The organism is Acidovorax sp. M2(2025), assembly GCF_049330835.1.
GTDB lineage: Bacteria > Pseudomonadota > Gammaproteobacteria > Burkholderiales > Burkholderiaceae_C > Acidovorax.
In genome coordinates this window covers 3,644,409-3,656,368 of the sequence record NZ_CP186262.1, presented here as the reverse complement: position 1 = coordinate 3,656,368, position 11,960 = coordinate 3,644,409, and the positions used below count along the sequence as shown (strand labels likewise).

Sequence of the window (11,960 nt, the reverse complement as noted above, 5' to 3'; positions counted from 1 at the left end):
GGGGCCGCCTGGGGGTGTGGAGAATGCGCCGCGTCCGGCAGGGTGTGCATCAACCCAGTTCGGCCAGCATGCGCTGGGCGCGGGTCTTCAGGGCGCCGCTGGATTCCGCGACCACTTCCTCGATCAGCGTGCGGGCACCGTCGGTGTCGCCAATCGCGTTGAACTCTTCGGCCAGCGCGAGCTTGGTGGCCAGCGGATCGTCCTGGCCGGCGCCCAGGCCGTCGTCGGAAAGCTCGGGCAGCGGCGCGGGAGCCTCAGCCACGGGTGCTGCCATGGGCTTGGACGGTGCGTTCAGGTCCAGGGACAGGTCGCCCAGGTCGAACTCCATCGCGCCCGAATCCTTGGCCTCCGGCGCCAGGGGCACGGGGCCGGAGGGGGCCATGCTCAGCTCGTTTGCGCTGGGGAATTCCAGGTCGGCCATGGGGGCCGGCGCGTCGGCGGGGCTGGCCGCGCCGTAGCCGCCAGCGGTTGCCGGGGCCGACGGCAGCTCGGGCAGGTCCAGCTCAGGGCGCAACGTGGGCGGCTCGCTGTCGGCCAAGTGGTCTGCAGCAAGGGCAGCTGCGCCACCTGCGGCCGTGGCGGCTGCAGCCGCTGCCGCAAACCCGCCGGGAGCCGCGGGCGCCACCGAGGGCGCCTCGGTCAGCGCGTCGCCGGGCAGATCCAGGTCCAGGTCCAGATCCAGGTCGGGTGGCAGGGCGGCCGTGGGGGCCGCGATGGCGCTGCCGCCGGCGGAGAACGTGCTGGGGAAGCCGCCCGGGGGCAGCGAAGGATTCTCGTCCTCGGCCATGCCGGGGCGTCCGCCGGGCTGGTAGAGGCGGTTTTCGGGGTCCAGCTCGCGGCCCAGCTCGGCAATGCGGTTCCAGTCGGGGCCTTCGCCTTGCGTCAGCTTGAACACGTCACCGGCCACGGCCTCCAGGGCCTTGCGGTCCTGGCGCTTGGCGTAGATTTCGCCCAGCTTCACATGCACGGAAATCCGGGCCGGGTTGTGGCGGGCTGCTTCCTTGAGGATTTCCTCTGCCTGCAGGTCACGGCCATAGGCCAGGTAGACGTCGGCTTCCGCCACCGGGTCCACGTCGCCGCCGGCATCAAGCTGGCTGGGCGAGTAGGCCATGGAGGAACCCGTGGTCATCTCGCTGTTGGCCGTGTCCACGCGCTGGCCGCCGCTGGCACCGAAGAACGAGTCGGGCTGGATGCGGCTTTCCAGGAACGAGCTGTCCACACCGCTGTTCTGCCGGCGGCGCTGCACCACGCGGTATGCGCCGTAGCCGAGCAGCAGGGCCAGCAGGCCGCCACCTGCCAGGGGCAGGAGCGGGTCGTCCATGAGGCCCGACAGGAAACCGGGCTCTTCCACGGGGGCTGCGGGCGGCGGGGCAATGCGCCGGGCGGGCGCGGAGGCTGCCGAGGCCGGCGCAGCGGGTGCCGGCGCGGGGGCCGAGGCGGCCTCGGCAGGCACCGCGGCCGTTTCGGCAGCAGTGCTGGCGGCCGGGGCCGGTGCAGAGGCCGGGGTCTCGGGGGTGGCCGGTGCGGTGGGCGTTGCCGGCACTGCGGGCGCCTGCACGGCCACCGTGGCGGGAGCGCTGGCGGCGCTGGCTGCGGCCGCAGGCGCACTGCCGGCGGGCGCCGATGCCGCGCTGATCTTGTTCAGGTCGGTGATGTTCTTCGACAGCTCGGCCATGCGCGAAGCGGCTTCGCTGGCCTGCTTGTCCTTGGCGAGCTGGTCTTCGGCAGCCTTCTGGCCCTTGACCGAGCCCTTGGACAGGGTCAGCTTGTCGGGGGCCGAGGTGGCGGGCTTCTTGTCCTCCACGCGGGCCTGCACGGAGCCGGATGCCGAGCGCTCGGCCGCCGCCACCGGCGCGGTGGGGGCGGCGCCGGCCAGCTTGCGCCGGAATTCGTTGAAGTCGCGGGCCTGCGCCGCAAGGATCTGGCGGGCCTCTGGGGCGGAAGTGGCTTGTGCCGCCGCTTCGTCGGGCATCTGCAGCACCGCGCCGGCCTTCAGCCGGTTGACGTTGCCTTGCACGAACGCGTCGGGGTTGGCGCGCATCATCGCCACCAGCATCTGGTCGAGCGACACGCCCGCCGGGCGGTGGGCGCTGGCAATGCGGCCTGCCGTGTCGCCGGATTGCACCTTCACGCCATCGGTGGGTGCGGGAGCGGGGCGGGGCGCCGGGGCGGGCCGGGGCGCGGCCGGTGCGGCAGCCTGCGTTTCGGGGGCCGGACGCGGCGCTGCGGGCGTGCGCACGGCAGGGGCCGGCGGCGCGGCGGGCGCGGTGATCTGGGGCGACGCGGTCACGGCCGGCGCCGGACGGCGCAGCGACGGCGGATCGAACAGCATGGTGTAGCTGCGCACGATGCGGCCCGAGCCCCAGTTGGCGTCCAGCACCAGGTCCAGGAAGGGATCGTTGACGGGGCGGTCGCTGGACAGGCGCAGTACCGCCGTGCCGTCGGGGCGGCGCTGCAGCTGGATCTGCAGGCCATTCATCGCGGGCGAGTACTCCATGCCCTGCGAGCGGAACACTTCCGGGCTGGCGGTGGTGGCACGCAGGCTCTCGGCCTCTGCCGGCGTGATCTGGGGCAGGTCGATTTCAGCGCGCAGGGGCTCTCCCAGGGCCGATTGCACAGTGATACGGCCCAGCGCCAGGGCGGACGCATCCCCCGCATAAAAGCCCGCCGACGCCACGGCCGCAGCGGCCAGGACAGAGAATTTCCAACGATGCATGTTTGCCAACAGCTGAATAGGTTTTTGTGCGGCTCGGTCGAGCGGTGCCTTTTTTTTCATGATGTGATCCCCGCCCCGGCGCGTGAAAATATGTAAAAAGCACCATAGCATCAATGTTTTGCACTGACAAGCTGAGGTGCCGTCCAAGCTTTGGCCTGCGTGCTGCCGCCCCAAAATGGTGCAAACTAATGTTGCCAATTGCCAACGTGACGTAACCGAGTGTGTCGGCTGGCAGGGCGCAAAAAAGCGCGCGCAGCCGGGCTGCGCGCGCTGGGCGGGGAGGCTGGCGTCAAGCGTCCAGCAGGATGCGCAGCATGCGGCGCAGCGGCTCGGCGGCCCCCCACAGCAGCTGGTCGCCAATGGTGAAGGCGCCCAGGTATTCCGGCCCCATGGCCAGCTTGCGGATGCGGCCCACAGGGATGGACATGGTGCCCGTCACGGCCACCGGCGTCAGGTCCTGGACGGTGGCTTCGCGGGTATTGGGCACCACCTTCACCCATTCATTGTCGGCGGCGATCATGGCCTCGATGTCGGCCACGGGCACATCCTTCTTGAGCTTGAAGGTCAGCGCCTGGCTGTGGCAGCGCATGGCGCCCACGCGCACGCAGAAGCCGTCCACCGGCACGGCGGCGGTGTTGAAGCCTTCGCCCTGGCCCAGGATCTTGTTGGTCTCGGCCATGCCCTTCCACTCTTCCCGGGACATGCCGTTGCCCAGGTCCTTGTCGATCCAGGGGATGAGGCTGCCGCCCAGCGGCACGCCGAAGTTGGCGGTCTCCGCAGCGGTCAGGGCACGCTGCTTGGCGATCACCTTGCGGTCGATTTCCAGGATGGCGCTCTTGGGATCATGGAGCAGGTCCGCCACCTCGGCGTTCAGCGTGCCGTACTGCGTGAGCAGTTCGCGCATGTGCTGGGCGCCGCCGCCCGAGGCCGCCTGGTAGGTCTGGGTGCTCATCCACTCGACCAGGCCCGCCTTGTACAGCGCGCCCACGCCCATCAGCATGCAGCTGACGGTGCAGTTGCCGCCGATCCAGTCCTTGCCGCCGTTGGCCAGGGCGTTCTTGATGACCGGCATGTTCACCGGGTCGAGCACGATGACGGCGTTCTTCTCCATGCGCAGGGAAGACGCGGCGTCGATCCAGTGTCCGTTCCAGCCCGCAGCGCGCAGCTTGGGGTACACCTCGTTGGTGTAGTCGCCGCCCTGGGCGGTGAGGATGATCTCGCAGCGCGCCAGCTGCTCGATGTTGAAGGCGTCCTGCAGCGTGGTCTCGTTCTTCGCCTGGGCAGGGGCCTTGCCGCCCGCATTCGATGTGGAGAAGAACATGGGCTCGATCAGGTCGAAGTCCTTCTCTTGTTCCATGCGGTCCATCAGGACCGAGCCGACCATGCCGCGCCAGCCGACCAACCCTACCAACTTGCTCATTTCAACGCCCCTTTCATAGTTACAAACAGTGCCTGACCGGCCTGTCTGCCCCGGCTCGTCTGGGCCAGGGAGGGCGCACGACGATACCGGAGCTGGATCAGCCCTTAATAATGGTCGTGGTTTTGGTGGTGATTGCGCGCACGGCCACGCCTGCCAGGGCGGCAGCAGCGGTGTTCAGGGTGAACGGGCGGGCGGCAAACATGGGCGGGATTGTAGCGGATTGCCTTTGAATGCAGCCTGTTTCATGCCGAAACGCCTGATTCCAAGGGCATGCGATGCTTTCTGGAGACAGGTGGACGATGGACACCCATAAAAAAGCGCCGCAACGCGGCGCTTCCCAGATGCCTGCGGGCCCACGGAAGGGGCCCGTGTGCATCACTGCGCAGACAGCGCCTTCACCACGGCGTCGCCCATCTGCGCCGTGCCCACCTTGGTGGTGCCATCGCTGTAGATGTCGGGCGTGCGCAGGCCTTGCTCCAGCACCTTTTGCACGGCGGCTTCGATGCGCTTGGCGGCTTCGTCCTGGTTCAGGCTGAAGCGCAGCATCATCGCGGCGCTCAGGATGGTGGCCAGCGGGTTGGCCACGCCCTTGCCGGCGATGTCGGGGGCGCTGCCGTGGCTGGGTTCATACAGGCCCTGGTTGCTGCTGTTCAGGCTGGCCGAGGGCAGCATGCCGATGGAGCCGGTGAGCATGGAGGCTTCGTCCGAGAGGATGTCGCCGAACATGTTGCCCGTCACGATCACGTCGAAGGCCTTGGGCTTCTTCACGAGCTGCATGGCGGCGTTGTCCACGTACATGTGCTCCAGCTCCACGTCCTGGTAGTCCTTGTGCACGTCGATGACCACGTCCTTCCAGAACTGGAAGGTCTCCAGCACGTTGGCCTTGTCCACGCTGGTGACCTTCTTGCCGCGCTTGCGGGCTGCCTCGAAGGCCACGCGGGCGATGCGCTCGACCTCGGGGCGCGAGTAGCGCATGGTGTCGAAGGCTTCGTCGGCGCCGGGGAAGTGGCCGTCCACGGCCGTGCGGCGGCCCCGGGGCTGGCCAAAGTAGATGTCGCCCGTCAGCTCGCGGATGATGAGGATATCGAGGCCCGCGATCAGCTCGGGCTTGAGGCTCGAGGCGCCCACCAGCTGCTCGTAGCAGATGGCAGGGCGGAAGTTGGCGAACAGGCCCAGGTTCTTGCGCAGGCCCAGGATGGCTTGCTCGGGGCGCAGGGGGCGGTCGAGCTTGTCGTACTTCCAGTCGCCCACGGCGCCGAACAGGATGGCGTCGGCTTCCTTGGCGAGCTTGAGGGTGGACTCGGGCAGCGGGTGGCCATGGGCTTCGTAGGCGGCGCCGCCGACCAGGGCGGATTCCATCTCGAACTTCAGGTCCAGCGCTTCAAGGACCTTGACGGCCTCGGCGACGATTTCGGTGCCAATGCCGTCACCCGGCAGAACTGCGATTTTCATGGGTTGCTTTGCTTCAATAGTGATAGCTTCCAGCGCTTGCCTGTCAAGCGCTGGAGGCCAATTTGGCTTGAAAAACGGAGGCTCAGGCCGCCATGGTGTGCGCCAGCCAGGGCTTGGTGGCCAGGCGCTCGGCCTCGAAGGCGCGGATCTTGTCAGACTGGCGCAGGGTCAGGCCGATGTCGTCAAAGCCGTTGAGCAGGCAGTACTTGCGAAAGGCGATCACGTCGAACGGGATCTCCTCACCTTGCGGGCGCACGATGACCTGGCGCTCCAGGTCGATGGTGAGCTGGTAGCCGGGGAAGGCATGCACCTCGTCGAACAGCTGGGCCACGGTGGCTTCGGGCAGCACGATGGGCAGGAGGCCGTTCTTGAAGCAGTTGTTGAAGAAGATGTCGGCGAAGCTCGGCGCAATGATGGCGCGAAAGCCGTACTGGTCCAGCGCCCAGGGGGCGTGCTCGCGGCTGGAGCCGCAGCCGAAGTTCTTGCGGGCCAGCAGGATGCTGGCGCCTTGGTAGCGCGGCTGGTTCAGCACGAAGTCGGGGTTGGGCTTGCGCTGGCTTTCGGGGATGCCGGGTTCGCCCTTGTCCAGGTAGCGCCACTCGTCGAACAGGTTGGGGCCGAAGCCCGTCTTCTTGATCGACTTGAGGAACTGCTTGGGAATGATGGCGTCGGTGTCGACGTTCTCGCGGTCCATGGGAGCCACGAGGCCTTTGTGGAGGGTGAATTTCTGCATATCAGATGGCCTTATTTGGCTGCGCGCTCGATGGCCGATCCGGCCTTGCCGATGTCCTGGCCCACACCCTTGACGGTGTTGCAGCCGGCCAGCAGGAACGTGAGGGTCAAGGCGATGAGGGTCGCGGTGGTTTTCATGGCAAAGCTCCTTCAGGCAAATTGGCGGATGTCCACGAAGTGGCCGTGCACGGCGGCAGCGGCAGCCATCGCGGGGCTGACGAGATGGGTACGGCCACCGGCGCCCTGGCGGCCTTCGAAGTTGCGGTTGCTGGTGCTGGCGCAGCGCTCGCCGGGCTCCAGGCGGTCGGCGTTCATGGCCAGGCACATGCTGCAGCCGGGTTCGCGCCATTCAAAACCCGCGGCCTTGAAGATCTGGTCCAGGCCCTCGCGCTCGGCCTGCTCCTTGACGAGGCCGGAGCCTGGCACCACCATGGCCAGCTTCACGTTGCTGGCCACCTTGCGGCCCAGTTTCTTCACCACGGCGGCGGCTTCGCGCATGTCTTCGATGCGGCTGTTGGTGCAGCTGCCGATGAACACCTTGTCGATGGTGATGTCGTTGATCGGCTTGCCGGGTTGCAGGCCCATGTAGGTCAGCGCACGCTCGATGGCGCCGCGCTTGTTGGCGTCCTTTTCCTTGTCGGGGTCGGGCACGCGGGCGTCCACGCCCAGCACCATTTCGGGGCTGGTGCCCCAGGTGACCTGCGGCACGATCTCGGAAGCGTCCAGCTTGACCACGGCGTCGAACCTGGCGTCGGGGTCGGAGTGCAGCGTCTTCCAGTACGCCACGGCCTGGTCCCATTCCACGCCCGTGGGCGACAGGGGGCGGCCCTTGACGTACTCGATGGTCTTGTCGTCCACGGCCACGAGGCCCGCGCGGGCGCCGCCTTCGATGGCCATGTTGCACACGGTCATGCGGCCTTCCATGCTCATGGCGCGGAAGACGGAGCCGGCAAATTCGATGGTGTAGCCCGTGCCGCCGGCGGTGCCGATCTTGCCGATGATGGCCAGCACCACGTCCTTGGGCGTCACGCCCTTGGCCAGCGTGCCGTCCACCTGCACCAGCATGTTCTTGGCCTTCTTGGCCAGCAGGGTCTGCGTGGCCATCACGTGCTCGACCTCGCTGGTGCCGATGCCGTGGGCCAGCGCGCCGAAGGCGCCGTGGGTGCTGGTGTGGCTGTCGCCGCACACCACGGTCATGCCCGGCAGCGTGGCGCCGTTTTCGGGGCCGATCACGTGCACGATGCCCTGGCGCTTGTGCATGAAGGGGAAGAAGGCCGCAGGCTGGATCTGCGCCATGTTGTCGTTCAGCGTGGTGATCTGCTCCTTGCTGATCGGGTCGGTGATGCCGTCGTAGCCCTGCTCCCAGCCGGTGGTGGGCGTGTTGTGGTCGGCCGTGCCCACGATGGAACTCATGCGCCACACCTTGCGGCCGGCTTCGCGCAGGCCCTCGAACGCCTGCGGGCTGGTCACTTCGTGCACCAGGTGGCGGTCGATGTAGAGGATGGACGTGCCGTCCTCCTCGGTGTGGACGACGTGCTCGTCCCAGATCTTGTCGTAGAGGGTGCGTCCCATGGCGTGTCTTCTTTCAGGTGGGTCAATGATTTTAGTGTTGCGGTGCGGGTTCCGGCGTGCCGGCCCCTGCGGGCTGCGCCGGGGCGAGGCGGGGCGCCGTCAGGTGCTCCACCAGCAGGCGCGAGGTGATGGGCAGGGCTTCGAAGTCGCGCGCCACCACGCGCAGTTCGCGGTGCGCCCAGGCGTCGGTCAGCGGCACGGCGGTGAGGCGGCCCACGCTGCGCATCAGCGCGAAGGCCCGGTCGGGCAGCAGGCCCACGCCCAGGCCGTTGTCGATCATGCGGCACATGGCGTCCAGCCCCGTGACCTGGATGCGCTGGCGCAGGGGGCGCCCGGCCGCGGCCGCCGCGGCGCGCATGGCCAGGCTGATGCTGCTGTTGGCGTGCAGGCCGACGATGTCCCAGTCCAAAACCGCCTCGAAATCAATGGCGTCCAGCGCAGCCAGTTCATGCCCTGCGGGCACCACGAGCACCAGGCGGTCGCAGCGGTACGGGCGGCTGGACAGCTCCGGCGCGCCGCCGCCGCCCATGCCCACGTTGCAGATGCCCAGGTCGGCCGCGCCTTCCTGCACGGCGTGCAGCACGGCGCTGGAGAGGTGCTCCTGCAGGTCGATCTTGATCTGGCTGTGCTGGCGCGCAAACGCGCCCAGGTCTTCGGGCAGGAACTGGAAGATGGCCGAGATGTTGGCGTGCACGCGCACATGCCCGCGCACGCCTTCGGCGTATTCGCTCAGCTCGCCCTGCATGCGCTCCAGCCCGAACAGCACGGTGCGTGCGTGGTGCAGCAGGCTTTCGCCGGCCGGCGTCAGGGTGACGCCGCGGCTGTGGCGGTAGAGCAGGGCGGTGTCCACGGCCGCTTCCAGGTCGGACAGGCGCTTGCTCACGGCCGATGCGGCGATGAACTCCCGCTCCGCCGCGCGGCCGATGCTGCCCAGCTCGCACACCGCCACAAACAGCTGCAGCGAGGTGAGGTCAATGCGGCGCGCAAAGCTGCGCTCGGAGCTTTTCATCGGTAAGCCTGGAGGGACGAGAAGTCTTCTGATTTGGAGAAGACTGGCTATTTTCTTCCCATTATCAGGTGTTTGTCATCGTGAAACGCGATGACAAACATCTTCGGAGGGCTTTCAAAAAAGAGAGCAGCTCGCGCTTGCTCCACAAGGATTTCAGAATGAAAACATTCTGAAATCCTCAGCTGGCAAGCGCGAGCTGCTCTCTTTTTTGAAGATGCCACCGGCGCCGGCTGTGGCACTGGCGCCGGCGGGGCGGCGCCCTACAGCGTGACCGTGCTGCCGTGTTCCGGCACCTGGGCGGACCAGCGCAGTTCGTGGGCAATGCGCTGGCGCAGGGTGTCGGCCGCACCCATCTCGCCGTGCACCACGAACACCTGGTCGGGTGCGCTGCCCATGCTGCGCAGCCACGCCATGAGCTGGTTGCCGTCCGCGTGGGCGGAGGCGGAGTTGAGCTTCACCACCTCGGCCCGCACCGCCACGTCCTGTCCATGGATGCGGATGGATTTTTCGCCGTCCGCCAGCCGGGCTCCCCGGGTGCCGGGCGCCTGGTGGCCGGTGAGGATGATCATGTTGCGGTGGTCTCCGGCGTGCAGCGCCAGGTGGTGCAGCACGCGCCCGCCCGTGGCCATGCCGCTGGCTGCCAGGATCACCATCGGGCCGTGCAGCCGCGCCAGGCCCTTGGACTGCTCGGGCGTCTGCACCATGGTGGCGCCGTGCTCCAGCGCGTTCACCTGCCGCGCATCGAGGCGGTGTTCGCCCAGGTGGTGCCGGTACAGCCCCGTGGTGCTGACCGCCATCGGGCTGTCCAGGAACACCTTGAGGTTGGCGGGGATGACGCCCTGGGCCTTGAGCAGCCCGATGGCGTGCAGCACCACCTGGGCGCGCCCCACCGCAAACACCGGCACCACGGCCACGCCGCCGCGCGCGGCCAGGCGCTGCAGGGCCGGGCCCAGTTCACTGAGCAGGTCCTCCGCCGGGTGCTCCCGGTCGCCGTAGGTGGATTCGATGAGCACCGTGTCGGCCTTCGGCGGGGCATCGGGCGGGTTCATCAGCATGTCGTCGGGCCGCCCCAGGTCGCCCGAGAACAGGATGCGCCGCCCGCCCACCTCCAGCAGCACGCTGGCCGCGCCCAGGATGTGGCCCGCATTGGAAAACGTGGCGTGCCAGCCGGGCAGGGGATCGAAACGGCTGTGCAGCGGGTGCACCTTGAACTGCTTGAGGCTGTGCAGCGCGTCCAGCCGCGTGTACAGCGGCAGCGCCGGCGAGTGGCTGCTGAGCTGGTGCCGGTTCAGGAAGGCGGCGTCCTCCTCCTGGAGGTGCCCGCTGTCGGGCAGCAGGATGGCGCACAGGTCGCGCGTGCCAGGGGTGGTGTGGATGTCGCGGCGGTAGCCGTCGCGCGTGAGCAGCGGCAGGTAGCCGCTGTGGTCCAGGTGGGCGTGCGTGAGCAGCACGGCGTCGATCTGGCCGGGGGGCAGCGGCAGGGGGTGCCAGTTGCGCAGGCGCAGCTGCTTGTAGCCCTGGAACAGGCCGCAGTCGATCAGCAGGCTCTTGCCGTTGTGGCGGACCAGGTATTTGGAGCCGGTGACCGTGCCGGTGCCGCCCAGGAAGGTGATGCTCACATCCATGCGATTCTCCTGCGTGTGGAACAGCAGCCATGGTATGCGCTGCGCCGCGCGCCGTCCCCCGCCACCGGGCCGGGCGCTGACCTGGCTTGATGTGTATCAAGCATTTCGGCGACGCCGGGCCGCTGTTCTGGCACAGACAGGTCCGCGCCGGGGCCAAAAAAACCGCCAGGCCCGGGGAGGCGCTGGCGGTGGTCGTGGTGGCAAAGGCTTGCAGGGTCAGCTGAAGAAGTTCTTCAGCCGGTCCGTCCAGCTCTCGCCGCTGGGCGAGTGGCGCGAGCCGCCCTTCTTGAGCGATTCGTCCAGCTCGCGCAGCAGCTTGCGCTGGTGCTCGGTGAGCTTGACCGGCGTCTCCACCACGATGTGGCAGTACAGGTCGCCGGGGTAGCTGGCGCGCACGCCCTTGATGCCCTTGCCGCGCAGGCGGAACTGCTTGCCGGCCTGCGTGCCCTCGGGGATGTCGATGGCCGCCTTGCCTTGCAGCGTGGGCACCTCGATCTCGCCGCCCAGCGCGGCGGTGATGAAGCTCACCGGCACCTGGCAGTGCAGGTCGTCGCCATCGCGCTCGAAGATGTCGTGCTTCTTCAGGCGGATCTCGATGTACAGGTCGCCCGGCGGGCCGCCGTTGGTGCCCGGCTCGCCATTGCCCGTGCTGCGGATGCGCATGCCGTCGTCGATGCCGGCGGGGATCTTCACTTCGAGCGTCTTTTGCTTCTTGATCTTGCCCTGACCGTGGCACGAGGTGCACGGCTCGGGAATGATCTTGCCCGTGCCGCGGCAGTGCGGGCAGGTCTGCTGCACGCTGAAGAAGCCCTGGCGCATCTGCACCGTGCCCGAACCCTGGCAGGTGCCGCAGGTCTTGGCGCTGGTGCCCGGCTTGGCGCCGCTGCCGTGGCAGGTGTCGCAGGTATCCCACGAGGGGATGCGGATCTGCGCGTCCTTGCCGCGGGCGGCTTCTTCCAGCGTGATCTCCATCGCGTAGCTCAGGTCGCTGCCGCGGTAGACCTGCCGCCCGCCGCGCCCGCGCTGCTGGCCGAACATGTCGCCGAAGATGTCGCCAAACGCCTCGGCGAAGCCGCCGAAGCCTTCCGCGCCCGGGCCGCCCGGCCCGCGCATGTTGGGGTCCACCCCGGCGTGGCCGTACTGGTCGTAGGCCGCGCGCTTTTGCGCGTCAGAGAGCATCTCGTAGGCCTCCTTGGCCTCCTTGAACTTCTCTTCCGCTGGCTTGGCGGCATCCCCCTGGTTGCGGTCAGGGTGGTGCTTCATCGCCAGCTTGCGGTACGCCTTCTTGATCTCGTCCTCGGACGCGTTCTTGGGAACGCCGAGAACTTCGTAATAGTCTCTTTTCGACATGGTGATTCTCAGGCCCGGATGGAACAGGAACGCCGCGCAAGCACCGTCAACGGCACCGCGCGGCGGCTGGGGTCAACGGGAAGG

At 68.1% G+C, this 11,960-nt stretch carries 9 protein-coding genes; all 9 read right to left on the bottom strand.

What is annotated here, in order from left to right:
• Positions 1–49: 49 nt before the first annotated feature.
• Positions 50–2,716, bottom strand: coding sequence for a FimV/HubP family polar landmark protein (locus tag ACOYR3_RS16885; RefSeq protein WP_422843475.1), 2,667 nt, complete (start codon positions 2,714–2,716; stop codon positions 50–52).
• A 289-nt stretch (positions 2,717–3,005) separates the two neighbouring features.
• On the bottom strand, positions 3,006–4,136 hold the full coding sequence (asd, locus tag ACOYR3_RS16880) for an aspartate-semialdehyde dehydrogenase (RefSeq protein ID WP_422843474.1): 1,131 nt from the start codon (positions 4,134–4,136) through the stop codon (positions 3,006–3,008).
• Positions 4,137–4,511: 375 nt separating this feature from the next.
• Positions 4,512–5,588, bottom strand: a complete 1,077-nt coding sequence (leuB, locus tag ACOYR3_RS16875) for a 3-isopropylmalate dehydrogenase (RefSeq protein ID WP_422843473.1) — start codon at positions 5,586–5,588, stop codon at positions 4,512–4,514.
• A gap of 82 nt (positions 5,589–5,670) precedes the next feature.
• Complete coding sequence (gene leuD, locus ACOYR3_RS16870) at positions 5,671–6,321, bottom strand: 3-isopropylmalate dehydratase small subunit (RefSeq protein ID WP_422843472.1); 651 nt, start codon at positions 6,319–6,321, stop codon at positions 5,671–5,673.
• A gap of 11 nt (positions 6,322–6,332) precedes the next feature.
• On the bottom strand, positions 6,333–6,458 hold the full coding sequence (locus ACOYR3_RS16865; protein WP_015013238.1) for an entericidin A/B family lipoprotein: 126 nt from the start codon (positions 6,456–6,458) through the stop codon (positions 6,333–6,335).
• A gap of 12 nt (positions 6,459–6,470) precedes the next feature.
• Complete coding sequence (gene leuC, locus ACOYR3_RS16860) at positions 6,471–7,892, bottom strand: 3-isopropylmalate dehydratase large subunit (protein ID WP_422843471.1); 1,422 nt, start codon at positions 7,890–7,892, stop codon at positions 6,471–6,473.
• Between the two features lie 31 nt (positions 7,893–7,923).
• A complete protein-coding gene (locus ACOYR3_RS16855) occupies positions 7,924–8,901 on the bottom strand; it encodes a LysR family transcriptional regulator (RefSeq protein WP_422843470.1) in 978 nt (325 codons plus the stop codon).
• Between the two features lie 260 nt (positions 8,902–9,161).
• Entirely contained in the window at positions 9,162–10,526 is a 1,365-nt protein-coding gene (locus ACOYR3_RS16850; RefSeq protein WP_422843469.1) for an MBL fold metallo-hydrolase, read from the bottom strand.
• A 216-nt stretch (positions 10,527–10,742) separates the two neighbouring features.
• The gene (gene dnaJ, locus ACOYR3_RS16845) at positions 10,743–11,876 is read right to left on the bottom strand and encodes a molecular chaperone DnaJ (RefSeq protein WP_422843468.1); all 1,134 of its coding nucleotides are present in this window, start codon (positions 11,874–11,876) and stop codon (positions 10,743–10,745) included.
• Positions 11,877–11,960: the final 84 nt, after the last annotated feature.

Excerpts from the sequence above, each read along its gene's own strand:
- leuC (WP_422843471.1), bottom strand. The coding sequence starts at position 7,892 with ATGGGACGCACCCTCTACGACAAGATCTGGGACGAGCACGTCGTCCAC.
- dnaJ (WP_422843468.1), bottom strand. The coding sequence starts at position 11,876 with ATGTCGAAAAGAGACTATTACGAAGTTCTCGGCGTTCCCAAGAACGCG.
- asd (WP_422843474.1), bottom strand. The coding sequence starts at position 4,136 with ATGAGCAAGTTGGTAGGGTTGGTCGGCTGGCGCGGCATGGTCGGCTCG.
- ACOYR3_RS16850 (WP_422843469.1), bottom strand. The coding sequence starts at position 10,526 with ATGGATGTGAGCATCACCTTCCTGGGCGGCACCGGCACGGTCACCGGC.
- leuD (WP_422843472.1), bottom strand. The coding sequence starts at position 6,321 with ATGCAGAAATTCACCCTCCACAAAGGCCTCGTGGCTCCCATGGACCGC.
- ACOYR3_RS16855 (WP_422843470.1), bottom strand. The coding sequence starts at position 8,901 with ATGAAAAGCTCCGAGCGCAGCTTTGCGCGCCGCATTGACCTCACCTCG.
- leuB (WP_422843473.1), bottom strand. The coding sequence starts at position 5,588 with ATGAAAATCGCAGTTCTGCCGGGTGACGGCATTGGCACCGAAATCGTC.
- ACOYR3_RS16865 (WP_015013238.1), bottom strand. The coding sequence starts at position 6,458 with ATGAAAACCACCGCGACCCTCATCGCCTTGACCCTCACGTTCCTGCTG.
- ACOYR3_RS16885 (WP_422843475.1), bottom strand. The coding sequence starts at position 2,716 with ATGCATCGTTGGAAATTCTCTGTCCTGGCCGCTGCGGCCGTGGCGTCG.